General features: G+C 71.3%; 20 protein-coding genes and 1 pseudogene. 16 read left to right on the top strand and 5 right to left on the bottom strand.

The window, feature by feature from the left end:
• Positions 1-101: 101 nt before the first annotated feature.
• The gene (locus H7A69_RS15325; RefSeq protein ID WP_182047840.1) at positions 102-1,145 is read right to left on the bottom strand and encodes a TerC family protein; all 1,044 of its coding nucleotides are present in this window, start codon (positions 1,143-1,145) and stop codon (positions 102-104) included.
• 207 nt (positions 1,146-1,352) lie between these two features.
• On the opposite strand from H7A69_RS15325, the gene ftsY reads away from it, so the two are divergent.
• The gene (gene ftsY / locus H7A69_RS15320; RefSeq protein WP_069710671.1) at positions 1,353-2,222 is read left to right on the top strand and encodes a signal recognition particle-docking protein FtsY; all 870 of its coding nucleotides are present in this window, start codon (positions 1,353-1,355) and stop codon (positions 2,220-2,222) included.
• 20 nt (positions 2,223-2,242) lie between these two features.
• A complete protein-coding gene (locus H7A69_RS15315) occupies positions 2,243-2,401 on the top strand; it encodes a hypothetical protein (RefSeq protein WP_182047838.1) in 159 nt (52 codons plus the stop codon).
• Between the two features lie 87 nt (positions 2,402-2,488).
• Here the strand turns inward: H7A69_RS15315 and lipA are convergent, their stop codons facing one another.
• Together lipA and lipB are read right to left on the bottom strand one after the other, a co-directional pair.
• Complete coding sequence (lipA, locus tag H7A69_RS15310) at positions 2,489-3,472, bottom strand: lipoyl synthase (RefSeq protein WP_182047836.1); 984 nt, start codon at positions 3,470-3,472, stop codon at positions 2,489-2,491.
• Positions 3,469-4,134: a lipoyl(octanoyl) transferase LipB gene (gene lipB, locus H7A69_RS15305; RefSeq protein WP_411469373.1), complete on the bottom strand. Its 666-nt coding sequence runs from the start codon at positions 4,132-4,134 to the stop codon at positions 3,469-3,471. The genes lipA and lipB overlap by 4 nt, the downstream gene beginning before the upstream one ends.
• Before the next feature lie 110 nt (positions 4,135-4,244).
• On the opposite strand from lipB, the gene ffh reads away from it, so the two are divergent.
• Positions 4,245-5,804 carry a signal recognition particle protein gene (gene ffh / locus H7A69_RS15300; RefSeq protein WP_182047832.1) on the top strand — a complete coding sequence of 520 codons (1,560 nt, stop codon included), beginning with the start codon at positions 4,245-4,247 and terminating at the stop codon, positions 5,802-5,804.
• Positions 5,805-5,891: 87 nt separating this feature from the next.
• Here the strand turns inward: ffh and H7A69_RS15295 are convergent, their stop codons facing one another.
• Positions 5,892-7,022 carry a glutamate--cysteine ligase gene (locus tag H7A69_RS15295; protein WP_182047830.1) on the bottom strand — a complete coding sequence of 377 codons (1,131 nt, stop codon included), beginning with the start codon at positions 7,020-7,022 and terminating at the stop codon, positions 5,892-5,894.
• Positions 7,023-7,100: 78 nt separating this feature from the next.
• Here H7A69_RS15295 and H7A69_RS15290 point away from each other — a divergent pair, with 78 nt between their 5' ends.
• From H7A69_RS15290 to trmD, 5 genes are all read left to right on the top strand, one after another.
• Positions 7,101-9,236 carry an FAD-dependent oxidoreductase gene (locus H7A69_RS15290; protein WP_182047828.1) on the top strand — a complete coding sequence of 712 codons (2,136 nt, stop codon included), beginning with the start codon at positions 7,101-7,103 and terminating at the stop codon, positions 9,234-9,236.
• A 182-nt stretch (positions 9,237-9,418) separates the two neighbouring features.
• Entirely contained in the window at positions 9,419-9,835 is a 417-nt protein-coding gene (gene rpsP, locus H7A69_RS15285; protein ID WP_066654835.1) for a 30S ribosomal protein S16, read from the top strand.
• Between the two features lie 4 nt (positions 9,836-9,839).
• The gene (locus tag H7A69_RS15280; RefSeq protein ID WP_058730104.1) at positions 9,840-10,076 is read left to right on the top strand and encodes an RNA-binding protein; all 237 of its coding nucleotides are present in this window, start codon (positions 9,840-9,842) and stop codon (positions 10,074-10,076) included.
• 19 nt (positions 10,077-10,095) lie between these two features.
• On the top strand, positions 10,096-10,638 hold the full coding sequence (gene rimM / locus H7A69_RS15275; protein WP_182047826.1) for a ribosome maturation factor RimM: 543 nt from the start codon (positions 10,096-10,098) through the stop codon (positions 10,636-10,638).
• Positions 10,639-10,644: 6 nt separating this feature from the next.
• On the top strand, positions 10,645-11,346 hold the full coding sequence (gene trmD, locus H7A69_RS15270) for a tRNA (guanosine(37)-N1)-methyltransferase TrmD (protein ID WP_182047824.1): 702 nt from the start codon (positions 10,645-10,647) through the stop codon (positions 11,344-11,346).
• Between the two features lie 57 nt (positions 11,347-11,403).
• Here the strand turns inward: trmD and map are convergent, their stop codons facing one another.
• Positions 11,404-12,195: a type I methionyl aminopeptidase gene (gene map, locus H7A69_RS15265; RefSeq protein ID WP_182047822.1), complete on the bottom strand. Its 792-nt coding sequence runs from the start codon at positions 12,193-12,195 to the stop codon at positions 11,404-11,406.
• 164 nt (positions 12,196-12,359) lie between these two features.
• Between map and rplS the strand changes: the two genes are divergently transcribed.
• The 8 genes and pseudogenes from rplS to H7A69_RS15225 form a co-directional block, all read left to right on the top strand.
• Positions 12,360-12,713 carry a 50S ribosomal protein L19 gene (rplS, locus tag H7A69_RS15260; RefSeq protein WP_058730094.1) on the top strand — a complete coding sequence of 118 codons (354 nt, stop codon included), beginning with the start codon at positions 12,360-12,362 and terminating at the stop codon, positions 12,711-12,713.
• Between the two features lie 183 nt (positions 12,714-12,896).
• Complete coding sequence (lepB, locus tag H7A69_RS15255; protein ID WP_182047820.1) at positions 12,897-13,640, top strand: signal peptidase I; 744 nt, start codon at positions 12,897-12,899, stop codon at positions 13,638-13,640.
• On the top strand, positions 13,637-14,341 hold the full coding sequence (locus H7A69_RS15250) for a ribonuclease HII (RefSeq protein ID WP_182047818.1): 705 nt from the start codon (positions 13,637-13,639) through the stop codon (positions 14,339-14,341). The genes lepB and H7A69_RS15250 overlap by 4 nt, the downstream gene beginning before the upstream one ends.
• A 47-nt stretch (positions 14,342-14,388) precedes the next feature.
• Positions 14,389-14,712: a DUF2469 family protein gene (locus tag H7A69_RS15245; protein WP_058730091.1), complete on the top strand. Its 324-nt coding sequence runs from the start codon at positions 14,389-14,391 to the stop codon at positions 14,710-14,712.
• Positions 14,713-14,820: 108 nt separating this feature from the next.
• Positions 14,821-15,177 (top strand): histone-like nucleoid-structuring protein Lsr2, encoded by a 357-nt coding sequence (locus H7A69_RS15240; RefSeq protein ID WP_069710680.1) that lies wholly within the window; start codon positions 14,821-14,823, stop codon positions 15,175-15,177.
• A gap of 153 nt (positions 15,178-15,330) precedes the next feature.
• Entirely contained in the window at positions 15,331-15,684 is a 354-nt protein-coding gene (locus H7A69_RS15235; protein WP_182047816.1) for a YraN family protein, read from the top strand.
• On the top strand, positions 15,681-17,201 hold the full coding sequence (locus H7A69_RS15230) for a YifB family Mg chelatase-like AAA ATPase (protein ID WP_182047814.1): 1,521 nt from the start codon (positions 15,681-15,683) through the stop codon (positions 17,199-17,201). The genes H7A69_RS15235 and H7A69_RS15230 overlap by 4 nt, the downstream gene beginning before the upstream one ends.
• Positions 17,198-17,632 (top strand): annotated as a pseudogene (locus H7A69_RS15225) (DNA-protecting protein DprA); the annotation flags it as partial. The gene H7A69_RS15230 and the pseudogene H7A69_RS15225, both read left to right, overlap by 4 nt.

Raw genomic sequence — 17,632 nt, 5'->3', positions numbered from 1 at the left:
GTTATCGAACAGTACGATGATTAAAGTTCTCAAACGTGCCATTCTTGTATTCTTTGTTCCAACAGTAGCCGGCATACGCGATTCTCAGGCGTGACTGGAGTTCAGTCGTGTGCCCTCCCGATCTCGTCGGCCGCCACCGGCTCCTTCGGCTCGCCCGTCGGGGTGAGGCCGCGCTCCTGGCGCTTCTTCGAGACCACCAGCGACGCGACCGTCGCGACGGCGATCGTCAGCGCGATGAAGCTGAGCGAGAACCAGATCGGGATCTCCGGCGCCCACTCGATGTGCTCGCCGCCGTTGATGAACGGCAGCTCGTTGACGTGCATGGCGTGGAAGACGAGCTTCACACCGATGAAGGCGAGGATGACCGCCAGGCCCTGCCCGAGGTAGATGAGGCGCTCGAGCAGCCCCGCGATGAGGAAGTACAGCTGGCGCAGGCCCAGGAGCGAGAACGCGTTCGCGGTGAACACGATGAACGCGTCCTGGGTCAGACCGAAGATCGCCGGGATCGAGTCGAGCGCGAAGAGCACGTCGGTGAGGCCGATCGCGACCATGACGAGCAGCATCGGGGTGAAGAGGCGCTTGCCGTCGACCTTCGCGGTCAGCTTGTCGCCGTGGTAGTCGTCCGTGGTCGGGATGACGCGGCGCAGGATGCGGATGAGCCGGGAGTCGCCCTCCTCGGCACCGTGGTCGTTCCCGCTGCGGGCCTGCGACCAGGCGAGCCAGAACAGCAGCGCGCCGAACAGGTAGAAGACCCACGAGAAGTTCTCGATGATCGTGACGCCGAGGGCGATGAAGACACCGCGGGCCACCAGGGCGATCGCGACGCCGACCAGCAGCACCTTCTGCTGGAACTCCTTCGGCACCGCGAAGCTCGACATGATGATCAGGAAGACGAACAGGTTGTCGACCGACAGGGCCTTCTCGGTCAGCCACCCGGCGAAGTACTCACCGCCGGCCTGGCCGCCGCCGAACACCAGGATGCCGACACCGAACAGGATCGCGAGGCCGACGTAGAACGCCGACCAGAACGCGGACTCCTTGATGTGCGGCACGTGCGGCGTCCGCACGTGGGAGTAGAAGTCGAACACCAGCAGCGCGAGGATGCCCGCGATGGTGAGGAGCCAGACGTAGAGGGGAACGTCCATCGGATGTCCTTCAGGTATGGGCGCACGTGGGTACGCCGAGGCCTGAAGGTCTCCTCCGCCGCGTCGACCAGATGGTCCGACACGACCGGCGTCCCGGGTCTGGATCGTCCCAGACCGTACTGACGGGTGCGCCGAAGTGGAGTACTCCCCTTCAGGACCCAAGGGTACCGGGCGCTGCCCGCCCGTGGCGCGCTCTAAGCTGGGAGCATGGCGAGTTCCTGGTCACTGTCCACCCGTCTCCGCGGCCTGTTCCAGCGGAAGACCATCGACGAGACCACGTGGGACGACCTCGAGACCGCGTTGATCGGTGCGGATTTCGGCCCCGACATCGCGGACGAGGTCATCGAGGACCTCCACGCGCGCGTCGACCGCTACGGCACGACCGACCCCGCGGACCTGCAGCGCATGCTCCGCGAGGTCCTCGAGGAACGACTGTCGAAGCTCGACACCACGCTCAAGCTCAGCGCCCGGCCCGCCGTCGTGCTCGTCGTCGGCGTCAACGGCGTGGGCAAGACGACCACGATCGGCAAGTTCGCGAAGTTCCTCCGCACGTACGACCGCACCGTCGTCGTCGGCGCGGCGGACACCTTCCGCGCGGCGGCGGTCGAACAGGTGGCCACGTGGGCGCAGCGCGCCGGCGTCGAGGTCGTCCGGCCGGCGCAGCCCGGGCAGGACCCCGCGTCGGTCGCCTACCAGACCGTCGAGAAGGCGATCCACGACGGCACCGAGATCGTCGTCATCGACACCGCCGGTCGACTCCACACCAAGGCCGGCCTGATGGACGAGCTGACGAAGATCAAGCGGGTGGTCGAGAAGCAGACCGAGATCGCCGAGGTGCTCCTCGTGCTCGACGCCACCACCGGGCAGAACGGCCTCGCGCAGGCGCAGGCGTTCATCGAGGGCGCCGGCGTGACCGGACTCGTCATCACGAAGCTCGACGGCTCCGCCAAGGCCGGGTTCGTGCTCAGCGTGCAGGAGAAGACCGGCATCCCGATCAAGCTCATCGGGCAGGGCGAGGGCATCAACGATCTGACGGGCTTCACGCCGCACGTCTTCGTGCAGAACCTCGTGGGCTGATCGCGCGTACGGTCGGCCCCATGCCCGCACTGCTCGTCATCGCAATCATCGTCGGCCTCGTCCTGCTCTTCAGCGGGATATTCGTCGCCGCCCTGAAGTTCCTGCTGTTCATCGGCATCGTGCTCATCCTGCTGGCAGTCGTCGGCTGGATCGTCCGGAGTGTCCGCAGCCGCGTGTAGGCGCGACCACCTGACGGACGGGAGGCCCGGTACCAGCTGGTACCGGGCCTCCCGTCCGTCAGCACGTCCCCACGCGCCGCACGCGCCTCACACGGCCTGGCGACCCGGCGCCGCGTCGAGCAGGTGAGCCAGGTGCGGCGGCACGGTGCCCCCGCGCGCCACCGTCGCGCGGGCCCACAGGCGCCCCGCCCGGTACGACGACCGGACCAGGGGGCCCGCGAGGACGCCGGCGAACCCGATCCGCTCGGCGACCTCGCGGAGTTCGACGAACTCCTCCGGCGCGACCCAGCGCGCGACCGGCAGGTGCCGGGGCGAGGGCCGGAGGTACTGGGTCAGCGTGACGATGTCCGTCCCGGCGTCGTGCAGCTGCTGCAGGGCGTCCTCCACCTCGTCGCGTTCCTCGCCCATCCCGAGGATGAGGTTGGACTTCGTGACCAGACCGGCGTCGCGACCCTGCGTGATGACGTCGAGCGAGCGCTCGAAGCGGAACGCGGGCCGGATGCGCTTGAAGATGCGCGGGACGGTCTCGACGTTGTGCGCGAACACCTCGGGACGCGCGGCGAAGACCTGCCCGAGCTGGTCGGGTCTACCGTTGAAGTCGGGGACCAGGATCTCGACCCCGGTGCCGGGCGACTGCTCGTGGATCTGCCGGATGGTCTCGGCGTAGAGCCAGGCGCCCCCGTCCTCGAGGTCGTCGCGGGCGACGCCGGTCACGGTGGCGTACTTGAGTCCCATCGACACGACCGAGTCGGCGACGCGGCGGGGTTCGTCGCGGTCGAGGTCCTCGGGCTTGCCGGTGTCGATCTGGCAGAAGTCGCACCGCCGGGTGCACTGTGAACCGCCGATGAGGAAGGTGGCCTCGCGGTCCTCCCAGCACTCGAAGATGTTCGGGCAGCCGGCCTCCTGGCACACGGTGTGGAGCTGCTTGTCGCGGACCAGGCCGGAGAGCTCGCGGAACTCCGGTCCCTGCGTCGCCCGCGTCTTGATCCACGCGGGCTTGACCTCGATGGGCGTCGCGGCGTTGCGGGCCTCGACGCGGAGCATCCGTCGGCCGTCGGGGGCGAGGGTCATGCGGCGACCTCCTGTCGCGTGGTGCTGATGCGGCTGCCGGCGCGCATGCCGTCGACCGCCTGCTGGACCCGCGGACCGACGAGGGCGGCGACCTCGTCGACGGTGACGGGCCTGCCGGCGGCGCGGCTCAGGGTGGTGACGCCCGCGTCGGCGATCCCGCAGGGCACGATCGCCGCGTAGGCGTCGAGCGCGTTCGTGCAGTTGATCGCGATGCCGTGGCTCGTGACACCCTCGGCCACGTGCAGGCCGATCGCGCCGACCTTGTCGAGGTCCGACCCGTCCTCGCCCGGGACCCACGCGCCGCTCCGCCCGGCGACCCGGACGGCGGCCACCCCGACCGCCGCGGCGACGTCGATGACGACCTGCTCGAGGTCGCGCACCCACGCCAGGACGTCGAGCGGCTCCGCCAGCCGGACGATCGGGTAGACGACGAGCTGACCGGGGCCGTGCCACGTGATGCGGCCGCCGCGGTCGACCTCGACCACGGGGGAGCCGTCCGTCGGCAGGTCGGTGGGCTCGGTGCGGCGGCCGGCGGTGTACACCGACGGGTGCTCGCAGAGGACCACGACGCCCGGCGACCGTCCGGCCACCACGTCGGACCGGTACCCGCGCTGCACCGCCACACCCGCCGCGTGGTCGAGCAGGCCGGGCCACCGGATGATCTCGAGTTCTCCCACGAGGAGCACCGTACGGCAGTTCCTGGACGGAGTCCAACAACCGAAGCGAGCGTCTGCAGTGGCCGCGACGGGCTGGACGGTAGGATCGACGGATCATGGCGCAATTCGGCTCACTCTCCGATCGGCTGACCGAGACCTTCCGCAACCTGCGGAGCAAGGGTCGGCTGACCCCGTCCGACGTCGACGGCACCGTCCGCGAGATCCGCCGGGCGCTGCTCGACGCGGACGTCGCGCTCGAGGTCGTCAAGGCCTTCACCGCCTCGGTGCGGGAGCGCGCGCTCTCCGACGAGGTCAACAAGGCACTCAACCCGGCCCAGCAGGTCGTCCAGATCGTCAACGAGGAACTCGTCGGCATCCTCGGCGGCCAGCAGCGACGACTCGAGTTCGCGAAGCGGCCGCCGACGGTCATCATGCTCGCGGGCCTCCAGGGTGCCGGCAAGACGACCCTCGCGGGCAAGCTCGGCAAGTGGCTCAAGAAGGACGGCCACACCCCGATGCTCGTCGCGGCGGACCTCCAGCGTCCGAACGCCGTGCAGCAGCTGCAGGTCGTCGGTGAGCAGGCCGGCGTGCACGTCTTCGCGCCGGAGCCCGGCAACGGCGTCGGCGACCCGGTGAAGGTCGCGAAGAACGCGATCAAGGCCGCGGTCGACCAGCAGTACGACACCGTCATCGTGGACACCGCCGGTCGTCTCGGCGTCGACGCCGAGCTCATGAAGCAGGCGGCGAACATCCGCAAGGCCGTCGACCCGGACGAGGTCCTGTTCGTCATCGACGCGATGATCGGTCAGGACGCCGTGAACACGGCCCGTGCCTTCCAGGAGGGCGTCGACTTCACCGGCGTCGTCCTGTCGAAGCTCGACGGCGACGCCCGCGGTGGTGCGGCCCTGTCGGTCGCCAGCGTGACCGGTCGTCCGATCATGTTCGCGTCCACGGGCGAGGGGCTCGACGACTTCGAGCCGTTCCACCCGGACCGCATGGCGAGCCGCATCCTCGACCTCGGCGACATCCTCTCGCTCATCGAGCAGGCGCAGCAGGCGTTCGACGAGGACGAGGCCCGCAAGGTCGCCGAGAAGATCGCCACCGACTCGTTCACGCTCGACGACTTCCTGGCGCAGATGCAGCAGCTGCGCAAGGCCGGCTCGATCAAGGGCATGCTCGGCATGCTCCCGGGCGCCAAGGGCATGCGGGAGGCGCTCGACAACTTCGACGAGGGCGAGATCGTCCGGACCGAGGCGATCATCCAGTCGATGACGAAGCAGGAGCGTCAGCTCCCCAAGCTCCTCAACGGCTCGCGGCGGCTCCGCATCGCCAGGGGTTCCGGCACGACCGTGACCGAGGTCAACGCCCTCGTGAACCGCTTCGAGCAGGCCGCCAAGATGATGAAGACCGTCGCGCGCGGCGGTGTGCCGCAGATGCCGGGCATGGGCCCCATCCCGGGCATGCACGGCGGCAAGAAGAAGCAGCACCAGGGCGGCGCCAAGAAGAAGAAGGTCGGCAACCCCGCCAAGCGCGCGGCCCTGGCCTCCGGTGCGGCGCCGCAGCCGCAGCAGCAGGCGCCGAGCGGATCGGGCTTCGGCTTCGGTGGCGCTGCTAAGGGCGGGAAGGCGCCGAGCGAGGAAGAGCTCGCCAGCCTGCAGAAGTTCCTGGGCCGCTAGTCGCGACCCCCTGATGGACGAGCCCCTGACGGACGGGAGGCCCGGTACCAGCTGGTACCGGGCCTCCCGTCCGCTCCGTGGTGGCGTCTAGAGCGACTCCCGCAGCTCCGTCACCAGGTGACGGACGACCGCGCGGAGGTCACCACCGTTCTCCTGCGCGACCCGGAGCTGCCGCTGGTAGGACGCGCCGTCGGCGATCATCGTGTCCAGGTGGTGCAGCTCCTGCTGGCAGCCGAGCCGTTCGGCGATCGGGTCGAGGCGTCCGACCAGGTCGTGGACCTCGTCCGTGACCAGGCGTTCGTCGCCGGCGGCGTTCGTGATGATCTCCGCCTCCATGCCGTAGCGCGCCGCGCGCCACTTGTTCTCGCGGATGAACCACGGCTGCATCGACGGCAGGGTCTCGCCGCGGTCGAGGCGGTCGGAGAGCGCGGTGACCAGGCACTGGACGAACGCGGTGACGGCGCCGACCTCGTGCAGGGTCGAGATGCCGTCCGAGACGCGGTTCTCGAGCGTGCCCCAGCCGGGCGACGGGCGGATGTCCCACCGCAGGTCCTTGAAGCCCTCGATCACGCCGGTCCTCGTCAGGTCGTCGACGACCGTCTCGAAGTCGGCCCATCCGGCGACGTCCGGCGGGAGCCCACCGGTCGGCAGCTGCTGGAACATGAGCGCCCGGTTCGACGCGTACCCGGTGTCGGTGCCGCCCCAGAACGGGCTCGACGCGGTGAAGGCCTGCAGGTGCGGCACGTAGGCGAGCATCGCGTTCATGATCGGCACCGCCTTGTCGCGGTCGTCGATCCCGACGTGCACGTGGACACCCCAGATGAGCATCTGCCGACCCCACCAGCGCGTCCGGTCGATGAGCGTCGTGTAGTGCTCGCTGTCCGGGGTGATCTCCTGCTGGTCCCACACCGCGAAGGGGTGCGTGCCAGAGCACATCACCTGCGCGTCGAGGGGCTCGGCCGCGTCGACGACCTCACCGATGATGCCCGCGAGCTCCCGCGTCGCGCCGCCGACCGTGTCGTGCACGCCGGTGACGACCTCGACCGTGTTCGTGAGGAGCTCCTCGGTGACCCGGTCGGGGTCGCCGAGGCGTTCCTGCACGGCGGAGATCACGGCGGGGGCACGGGGCGCGAGGTCGCCGGTGTCGCGGTCGACCAGCGGGAGCTCCCACTCGACGCCGAGGGTCGACGGGCGGGACTCGGTGAAGCGGATGTCCATGCAGCCATCCTGCCCGTCGGGTTGGAGGGTCGGCACAAGGAACTCGGACCGCACCACGTCGTCCGGCAGAGTGGTGTCATGAGCACCGTCGCTTCGACGCCCGTGGTCCCGGACGTGCTCCGGACCGTCGCGTCGCCCTGGACCCTCGGACCGCTGCACCTGCGGAACCGGGTGGTGATGGGGTCGATGCACACCGGGCTCGAGCTGCTCGACGACGGCGGGGCCGCCCTCGCCGCGTTCTACCGCGAGCGCGCGGCCGGGGGCGTCGGCTGCATCGTCACGGGCGGGATCGCGATCAGCGACGAGGCCCGCGGGGGCCCGGACTTCGCGGTGTTCGGCGCCGGGGGAGCGGACGAGCGCTTCCACGTCGCGGTCGAGGCCGTGCACGAGGAGGGCGGGGCCGTCCTCGCGCAGCTGTTCCACGCTGGACGGTACGCACTCGCCAGCGGGATGGTCGACCGGCACGGACGTCCCCAGCGCGTCGTGGCGCCCAGCGCCTTGCCGTGGGCCGCGGCCCGTGGTGTCGTGCCGACGGAGCTGTCGGCGGACGAGGTCGGCCGGACCGTCGAGGACTTCGCCGCCGCCGCCCGGGCGGCCCGGGCGATCGGCTTCGACGGCGTCGAGATCATGGCGTCGGAGGGGTACCTGGTCAACCAGTTCCAGTCGCCGCTGACGAACCTGCGTGACGACGAGTGGGGCGGGGACGCCGTCCGTCGGCGCCGTTTCGCGGTCGAGGTCGTGCGGGCCGTCCGCAGCGCGGTGCCGGACCTCGCCGTCACGATCCGGCTGTCGGGCGCGGACCTCATGCCGGGGTCGACGACCGAGGACGAGGTCGACGCCCTCGTGCACGACCTGCTGCCGCTCGGCCTCGACGGCATCTCGGTCGGGATCGGGTGGCACGAGTCGCGCACGCCGACCGTGCAGGCGGCGGTGCCGCACGGGGCGTGGCTCGCGTACGCCGCCCGGGTCGCCCGGGTCGTGCGGGCGTCGGACCACCCGGCGGTCCGGGTGATCGCGTCGAACCGGATGACGGACCTGCGCGACGGCGAGGCCGTGCTCGGCGACGGGCTCCTCGACGCGGTGGCCCTGGCCCGGCCGTTCCTCGCCGACCCCGACCTGGTGCGGCGCTCGCTCGACGGCCGCTTCGACCTCGTCAACACCTGCATCGGCTGCAACCAGGCCTGCCTCGACCGCTCGATCGTCGGTGCGCCGGTCTCCTGCCTGGTGAACCCGCGTGCCGGTCGCGAGCTGGCGTTCCCCGCCCGTCCGACGACCGCGCCGAAGCGGGTCGACGTGGTGGGCGGTGGTCCCGCGGGGCTCGCGGCCGCCGTGGACGCCGCACGCCGTGGACACCGCGTCACCCTGTGGGAGGCCGACCGCGCCCTCGGCGGGCAGTTCGCCCTCGCCGCGGCGATCCCGGGCAAGGAGGACTACGCCGCCACCGTCCGTGCCGCACGGGCCGAGCTCGACGACCGCGGTGCCACGGTCCACCTCGGACGGCCGGCCACGACCACGGACCTGCTCGGCAGCGACGCCGTCGTGCTCGCCCCCGGTGTGGTCCCGCGCGTGGTCGACCTGCCGGGCGCGGACCTGCCGCACGTGGTGTCGTACGAGACGGCGCTCCGCGACGGCGTCCCACCGGGCACCGTCGCGATCGTCGGCGGGGGAGGCATCGGCGTCGACACCGCGGCGTTCCTGGTGGAGTCGGCCGACGAGGTCGTCCGCGCCGCGGCGTTCGCCGAGCGGTGGGACGTCGACGTCGCCGCGGACGTCATCGGCGACGTGCCGCAGCGGCTGCCGACGTCGGACCGGCGGCTCCGACCCGGGCACCAGGTGACGGTGCTCCGCCGGTCGGGCCGGTTCGGGCAGGGCGTGGGCATCACCTCGCGGTGGGTCGCGGTCGGGCGGCTGCGGGACGCCGGGGTGCGGATGGTCGGCGGCGTGCAGGAGTACCTCCGGATCGAACCGGGCGCGCTCTGGATCCGCGACGAGGACGGGCGCGAGCGGGCGGTCCCGGCCGACCACGTGGTGGTGTGCGCCGGCCAGGAGCGGGCGTCCGGACCGGACACCGACGGCGTCGACGGCCTGGTGGGGGCGCTCCGGGCGGCGGGTGTCGCGCACGAGGTGGTCGGCGGCGCCCGGGACGCCCGGAGCGTCGACGCGGTGCGGGCGACGAGCGAGGCGCTCGAGGCCGTCCGACGCCTCGCGCCGTGACTCGATGGTGCACCGGCGCGTCCTGACTCGCTTCTCGGCGGGAAACCTGCAAGAATGAACGGTCGAATCGCGTCTGCTCGACCCTCTATCCAGCAGGTCGCGACTCCCTTCGAGCTTCCACCGCGCGTGCCCCCACGCCCGCGGTTCCGGTTCAACCACAACAACACGCAACAGGAGTAATTGTGGCTGTCAAGATCCGTCTCAAGCGCCTCGGCAAGATCCGTGCGCCCTACTACCGCATCGTCGTCGCCGACTCGCGCACCAAGCGCGACGGTCGTGTGATCGAGGAGATCGGTCAGTACCACCCGACCGAGGAGCCCTCGGTCATCAAGATCGAGTCCGAGCGTGCGCTCTACTGGCTCGGCGTCGGCGCGCAGCCGACCGAGCAGGTCGCGGCGCTCCTCAAGCTCACCGGCGACTGGGGCAAGTTCAAGGGCGAGGGCAACACCGAGTCCACCGTCAAGGTCGCCGAGCCGAAGCAGGCCTTCGTCGCGGACACCGCCAAGAAGGCCGTCCTCAAGCCGAAGTCGGAGAAGACGGCCCCCGCCGCCGCTCCGGCCGAGTCGGCCGACGACGCCGCCGAGACGACCGAGGCCTGATTCCTTGCTCGACTCTGCGCTGACGCACCTCGTCAAGGGGATCGTCGATCACCCGGACGACGTCCGCGTCGCCAGTTCCACCTCTGCGCGTGGCGAGGTCCTCGAGGTGCGTGTGCACCCCGAGGACCTCGGTCGCGTGATCGGTCGCGCCGGACGGACCGCGAAGGCGCTCCGCACCCTCGTCTCGGCTCTCGCCGACGGCAAGCGGGTGCGGGTCGACGTGGTCGACACCGATTCCTAGGGAGACGACCCAGCTCCGGGTGGGTCGAATCACGAAGGCGCACGGGCTCAAGGGCGGCATCAAGCTCGAGCTCTACACCGACGACCCGGATCGTCGGTTCACGCCGGGGGCCGAGTTCACGCTCCAGGTCCCCGCGGACTCCCCGTGGTCGGGCAAGACCCTGACCATCGACGAGCTCCGCTGGTACAACGGCCACCCGGTCGCCTTCTTCGAGGGCGTCGCGGACCGCACCGCTGCCGAGTCCCTCGCGCGGGCGATCCTCTGGGTCGAGCAGGACGCCGACGCCGAGACCGGTGAGGACGACGCCTGGTACGACCACCAGCTCGTCGGGCTCCGGGTCCTCCGCGACGGCGTCGAGGTCGGCACCGTCGCACGGGTCGACCACCTGCCGGCGCAGGACCTGCTGGCCGTCGACACCCCCGACCGCGGCGAGGTGCTCGTGCCGTTCGTCTCGGCGATCGTGCCGTCGGTCGACATCGAGGCCGGCACGGTCACGGTCACGCCGCCGACCGGCCTGTTCGAGGACCCCGAGGACACCTCGCGGCCCGAGACGATCTCCTAGGCCGCCGTGCGCATCGACATCGTCACGATCTTCCCGGAGTTCTTCTCCGTCCTCGACGTCTCCCTGCTCGGGAAGGCCCGCGTGGACGGGCTGCTCGACGTGCACGTGCACGACCTGCGCTCGTGGACGACGGACCGGCACCGGACCGTCGACGACACCCCGTACGGCGGTGGCGCCGGCATGGTCATGAAGCCGGAGCCGTGGGCACAGGCGCTGTGGGCGGTCCTCCGCGAGGACGGCTCGTCGACCCTGGTCGTCCCGACGCCTGCCGGTCGGCCGTTCACGCAGGCGATCGCGCGGTCCCTCGCCGCGGACACCGACCACCTCGTGTTCGCCTGCGGGCGGTACGAGGGCATCGACGCCCGCGTGTTCGAGTGGGCGGCGTCCCGGTGCTCGGTCGTCGAGCTCTCGCTCGGCGACTACGTGCTGAACGGCGGCGAGGTCGCCGCGATGGCGATGATCGAGGCCGTCGGACGACTGGTGCCCGGCGTCGTCGGCAACCCCGAGTCGCTCGTCGAGGAGTCGCACGAGGACGGCCTGCTCGAGTACCCCTCGTACACGAAGCCGGCGGTCTGGCGTGACCTCGAGGTGCCGGACGTGCTGCTCAGCGGGCACCACGCCCGGGTCGCCGCGTGGCGGCACGAGCAGCAGGTGGAGCGGACGCGACGCGTCCGCCCGGACCTGCTGCCCGACGACACCGCGCGCTGACCCGACGACGGGGCGGACGGGAGGCGCGGTACCAGCCGGTACCGCGCCTCCCGTCCGTCAGTCCGTCACCTCGGCGCGCTGGGCGCGACGCAGGGTCAGGACCTCCGGACCGGCATCGGTGACGGCGACCGTGTGCTCGACGTGCGCGGCGCGCGAGCCGTCGACGCTCTTGAGCGTCCAGCCGTCCTCGTCCTGCACCAGCTCGTCGGTGCCCTGCATGAGCCACGGCTCGATCGCGACGACGAGTCCGGGACGGAGCTTCAGGCCACGGCCGGGGCGGCCGTCGTTCGGCACGTGCGGCTCGCCGTGCATCGTGCGCCCGACGCCGTGCCCGCCGAACTGCGTGTTCACCGCGAACCCGGCGTCCTTCGCGACGCGGCCGATGGCGTACGAGACGTCACCGAGCTTGTTGCCCGGGCGGAACTGCTCGATGCCGGCGGCCAGGGCGCGCTCGACGGTCGTGATGAGCTGCTGGTCCTCGTCGCGGGGCGTACCGACCTGCACGGTGACGGCGGAGTCCGCGACCCAGCCGTCCACGCTCGCGGCGAAGTCGAGGCTGACGAGGTCGCCGTCCACGAGCACGCGGTCGTGGGGGAGTCCGTGCAGTGCGGCGTCGTTGACCGACGTGCAGAGGTTCCTGCCGAAGGGCGAGTTGCCGAAGGACGGGTGGTAGTCGACGTAGCAGCTCACCGCACCCCGGTCGGCGATCATGCGGGCGGCGACGCGGTCGAGGTCGAGCAGGTTCACGCCCACGTCGACGGTCTCGAGCAGTTCGTCGAGCACGTCGGCGACGAACCGACCGGCGGCGCGCAGGCCCTCCAGTTCGGCGGGGGTGCGGAGTTCGATCATGCTCCCATCCTGCACCGGTTGGCGGGGACCGCCGTCCTGTGGCAGGATGGGTGGCTGTGCCCTGGCTGGACTCTGCCACGGGGGAGTCGCCGATTCCGGGTACACCACTTCCTTCCACCACCGATCCGCGGCGACCCGTGCGCGTCCGCAGAGAGTGAACGACCATGCAGCTCCTCGACCACGTCGACGCAGCGTCCCTGCGCACCGACGTCCCGGACTTCCGTCCCGGCGACACCATCAAGGTGCACGTCAACATCATCGAAGGCACGCGCTCGCGTGTCCAGGTCTTCCAGGGCGTCGTCATCGCGCGCCAGGGTCACGGCCTCGGCGAGACCTTCAAGGTCCGCAAGGTGAGCTTCCAGGTCGGCGTCGAGCGCTGGTTCCCGGTGCACTCCCCGATCATCGACCACATCGAGGTCGTCACCCGCGGTGACGTCCGCCGCGCGAAGCTGTACTACCTGCGCGAGCTGCGCGGCAAGGCGGCCCGCCGCAAGATCAAGGAGAAGCGCGACGCCTGATCGCCTTCACAGTGAGCGCCCGCGAGCCGGGTGCCGCTGGACGCCCCTCGTCGATGTACGGTTGTGCATCGACGGGGGGCTTTCCCGTCGTGCGCGCCGTCCAGGCGCGAACGGTCTGCACGCTCGTCGAGCGTGAGTGGGAACCTGCACGCTCCTCGAGCGTGGGTGTGAACGAGAGCTGGGATGACGGACACGACGCAAGGATCGGGGCGCCGCCCGCAGACCGAGAAGAAGGGCAACGGCGTCCTGACGTTCCTGCGGGACCTCGTCATCATCTTCCTCGCCGCGCTGCTCGTCTCGTTCCTCGTGAAGACGTTCCTGATCCGGTCGTTCTACATCCCGTCGGCGTCCATGGAGGACACGCTCCAGATCAACGACCGGGTGATCGTCAACGAACTCGTGCCGGACGTCGTGTCGCTCAAGCGCGGGGACGTCGTCGTCTTCAAGGACCCGGGCGGCTGGCTCACCGGCACCGAGGTGCCGAGCGTGGCGCCGACGACGCAGCCGGCGAAGGCGATCGACTTCCTGCTCACCCAGGTCGGGCTCGGGACCGGTGACAGCGACGACCACCTCATCAAGCGGGTGATCGGCCTGCCGGGCGACAAGGTGACCTGCTGCAACGACCTCGGGCAGATGTCGGTGAACGGCGTGCCGCTCAAGGAGCCGTACACGCTGCTGCCGAGCGGGGCGCCGGCGTCTGCCGACCCGTTCTCGGTCACCGTCCCCGAGGGCACCATCTGGGTGATGGGCGACAACCGCAACGACTCGAAGGACTCCCGCTACAACCGCGACACCCCGTCGAAGGGCTTCGTGCCGCTGTCCGACGTCACCGGTCGCGCCTTCGTCATCTCGTGGCCGATGAGCCGCTGGACCTGGCTCGACGACCACCCCGAGGTCTTCGCGGGCGTGGAGGAGAAGGACGAGTGACCGCCGTCCGGCCGTCGCTCCGTGTCGAGAAGCGGTTGCTCGGCGCCGGTCGTGTGACGGTCATCGGCATGGACGAGGTCGGCCGCGGGGCGATCGCGGGCCCGGTCGCGGTCGGTGTCGCCGCCGTGACGATCGACGTCGGCCGCGTGCCTCAGGGGCTCGCCGACTCGAAGCTCCTGTCCGCGCCCCGGCGCACCGAGCTGGTGCCCGTGGTGCGACGGTGGGCGCGCACGGCCGTCGGGATGACCGCCGCCGAGGTCGTCGACCAGCAGGGGATCGTCCCCGCGTTGGGACAGGCCGGCGCGGCAGCCCTCGGCGAACTGGTGCGTGACGGACTGTCGCTCGACGGTGCCGTCGTCGTGCTCGACGGGTCCTCCGACTGGCTCTCCCGCGCGCTGCCGCCGGGTCTCGCCCCCACGGACGGGCCGCTCGAGGTCGTCGTCCGCGTCAAGGCGGACCGCGACTGCGCGTCGGTCGCCGCGGCGTCGGTCGTGGCGAAGGTCGAGCGGGACGCCCTGATGGTGGCCGCCCACGACGACGCCCCGCACTACGCCTGGGCGTCGAACAAGGGGTACGGGTCGACGGCCCACTACGACGGCATCCGGGCCGTCGGAGCGCACGCGCTGCACCGCAAGAGCTGGCTGCACCAGGCGTCGGCCGTGGCCCTCGACGGCTTCGACCTGCTCTCCGCCGTCGGCTGAGACCGCGTCGTCCATCGTCGGTCCGGTCGCCGTAGACTGTGCGGGCGATGGATGACGACGAATTCGACGACTACGACCGCGAGGTCGAACTTGCCCTGTACCGCGAGTACCGCGACGTCGTGTCGCAGTTCCGGTACGTGGTCGAGACCGAGCGGCGGTTCTACCTGGCGAACGAGGTCGACCTCGTGCGCCGTGACACCGAGCACGACTTCTACTTCGAACTGACGATGAACGACGTGTGGGTCTGGGACGTCTACCGTTCCGACCGTTTCGTGAAGTCCGTCCGTGTGCTCACCTTCAAGGACGTGAACGTCGAGGAACTCACCTCGCGGGAACTCGAACTCCCGAAGGAACTCGCGCTCGACGAGTGATCTTCGACTTCGTGTCGGGAATTGCGACGCGAGGTCATTCCGGTGACATTCCTGCAATTGTCGCGCTACGGTGGTGGAGATCCCCACCCCTCGACCCAGGAGCACGACATGGCACAGAAGGTCACCGTCCAGCTCGTCGACGACCTCGACGACTCGCCCATCACCGCCGGTGAAGGCCGGACCGTCGAATTCGCATTCGACGGTTCCAACTACGAGATCGACCTGTCCGACGACAACGTGGACAAGTTCCGCGAGGCGATCTCCGACTACGTCGCCGCAGCACGCAAGGTCTCCGGCCGCCGTTCCGGTGGGAGCGCCGGTTCCGCGCCGAAGTCCGCCCCGAAGCGCGGCAACTCCGAGGAACTCGCCAAGATCCGCGACTGGGCGAAGGAGAACGGGTACGAGGTCTCGAGCCGCGGCCGTATCTCCACGCAGGTGCAGGAAGCATACGCAGCCGCACACTGACGCTGCCGTTCCAGGACCCCGGGTGATCGTGGATCGCCCGGGGTCCTGTCATTCCTGCACAGCAATTCCATGACATGTGCTCTTCCACAGTCTGTGTTCTCCACCGGCGGTGGAACGCCTCGTTCGGTGATCGTCGTGTTCGGAGGCGACGACATGGAACGACGAACACTCGGCAGGTACGGCGAAGACCGCGCCGTGGAATGGTTGACCGCGCAGGGGTACCGGGTGGTGCAACGCAATTGGCGGTGTGCACGGGGTGAGATCGACGTCGTGGCCTGGCAGGACGACACACTCGTCTTCGTCGAGGTGAAGACGCGGGCCGGCACGACGACCGGTCACCCGTTGGAGGCGATCACGCCCGCGAAGGCCGCCCGGCTGCGTCGGCTGGTGCCGATGTGGTTCGCCGCGCACCCCGGGGTGCACGCACGGGCGATCCGCGTGGACGCGGTCGCGGTGCACGTCGACGGCGACCGGTGCGGGTTCGAGCACGTGGCGGGTGTCCTGTGAGCGGCATCGGTCGGTCCGCCGCGGTCGCGCTGCTCGGGGTGACCGGGCGGCGGATCGAGGTCGAGGCGCACCTCACGAGCCAGCTGCCGGCCTTCAGCATCATCGGCCTGCCGGACACGTCGTTGGGCGAGGCCCGCGAGCGGGTCCGGGCGGCCGCGGCGAACGCAGGAGCCCCGCTGCCCGCACGGCGCATCACGGTCAACCTGACCCCGGCGGCCGTCCCGAAGCGGGGGTCCGGGTTCGACCTCGCGATCGCCATGGCCGTCCTGGCCGGGGCGGACGTCGCGCCACACGTCGACGAGCGGGTGGTGTACATCGGCGAGCTCGGGCTCGACGGGCGGCTCCGTCCCGTCCCGGGGGTGGTCCCGATGCTCCTCACGGCGCGGGACGCCGGGGTCGACCGGGTGGTGCTGCCCACCGGCAACGCCGACGAGGCCCGGTTCGTCCGCGGGGTCGACGTCCACCCCGTCGACTCGCTCCGCGCCGCGGCCATCGACGCCGGGGCGCTGCTGCCACCGGTCGAGGTCGAGCCGGTCCTCGTCCCGCCGGCCCTGCCCGAGCGGTCGCCCGTCGCCGAACTGGCTGACGTCGTCGGGAACCCCGTCGGCGTGCGTGCCCTCGTCACCGCGGCGGCCGGTGGGCACCACGCACTGTTCGTGGGACCACCCGGAGCGGGGAAGACCATGCTCGCGGAGCGGCTGCCCGGACTGCTGCCGGACCTCGACGACGAGGCCGCGCTCGAGGTCGCGGCGGTGCGTTCGGTCGCCGGGCACGGAGCGGCGTCCTGGACCACCCGCCCGCCGTGGGAGGCCCCGCACCACTCCGCCTCCGCGGTGTCGCTGATCGGCGGCGGGTCCGGCACGGTACGACCGGGTGCGGTGTCCCGTGCGACGCGGGGCGTGCTGTTCCTCGACGAGGCGCCGGAGTTCCCGCGCGCGGTGCTCGACGCACTCCGGCAGCCGCTCGAGTCCGGGCGGATCACCGTGCACCGGGCAGCGGGTGCGGCCGAGTTCCCCGCGCGCTGCCAGGTCGTGCTCGCCGCGAACCCGTGTCCGTGCGGGAACGCCGGGTCGGCGCAGCAGCCGTGCGAGTGCCCGCCGGCGGCCGTGCGGCGGTACCTCGGTCGGATGTCCGGGCCGCTCCTCGACCGGATGGATGTGCGCGTCCGGGTCCCGCGGGTCACGACCGGGCTGATCCGCGGTGCGGACGGCGCCACCCCGACGACCGCCGAGGCCATGCAGGCCGTCGCGGCCGCCCGGGCCGTGATGCGCGACCGGCTCGCCGGGACGGGCTGGACCCGCAACGCCGAGGTCTCCGGGGCGTGGCTCCGCGGTCCCGGTCGTGCGGTCCCCGGAGCCACCGCGGTCCTCGACCACGCGCTCGACCTGGGGACGCTGACGATGCGGGGGTGGGACCGCGCGATGCGCGTGGCCTGGACCCTCGCGGACCTCCAGGGCGCGGACCGGCCGGACGACCGGCACGTCCGCGACGCCCTCGCGCTCCGGAGTGCGCTGTGAACGGCGGCGTCGACCTGCTCGCGGCCGTCCGCACCCTGCTCGGGCCGGTCGGCGGTGGTCCCACCGATGTGGTCGAGCCGGTCGAGGCCGCCGCGCGGGTGGCGTGGTCGGCCGTGGTCGAGCCCGGGGATGCGGTCGCCGGTGCGCTCGTGCAGGGACTCGGGGCGGAACGTGCCCTGGCGTCCGTCCGGGCGGCGGAGGACGACGGTCCGCTCGCCCTGGTCGAGGAGTGCGCGGACGCCGGGGTCCCCGGCGCGGAGGACCCGGTGGCGTTCCTCGGCACCGTGGGCTCGGCGCTCGAGCGGTGGGGACCGCGGCTGGCCCGCTGCGACGTGTCCGCGGTCGTCGCGGCGGCCGTGACGACCGGCGCGCGGTTGCTCGTCCCCGGGTCGGCCGCGTGGCCGGCAGGGGTGGACGACCTCGGACCTCAC

Source organism: Curtobacterium sp. ME26 (assembly GCF_903970945.1).
Lineage (GTDB): Bacteria > Actinomycetota > Actinomycetes > Actinomycetales > Microbacteriaceae > Curtobacterium > Curtobacterium citri.
This window is presented reverse-complemented; position numbering and strand designations above follow the sequence as displayed.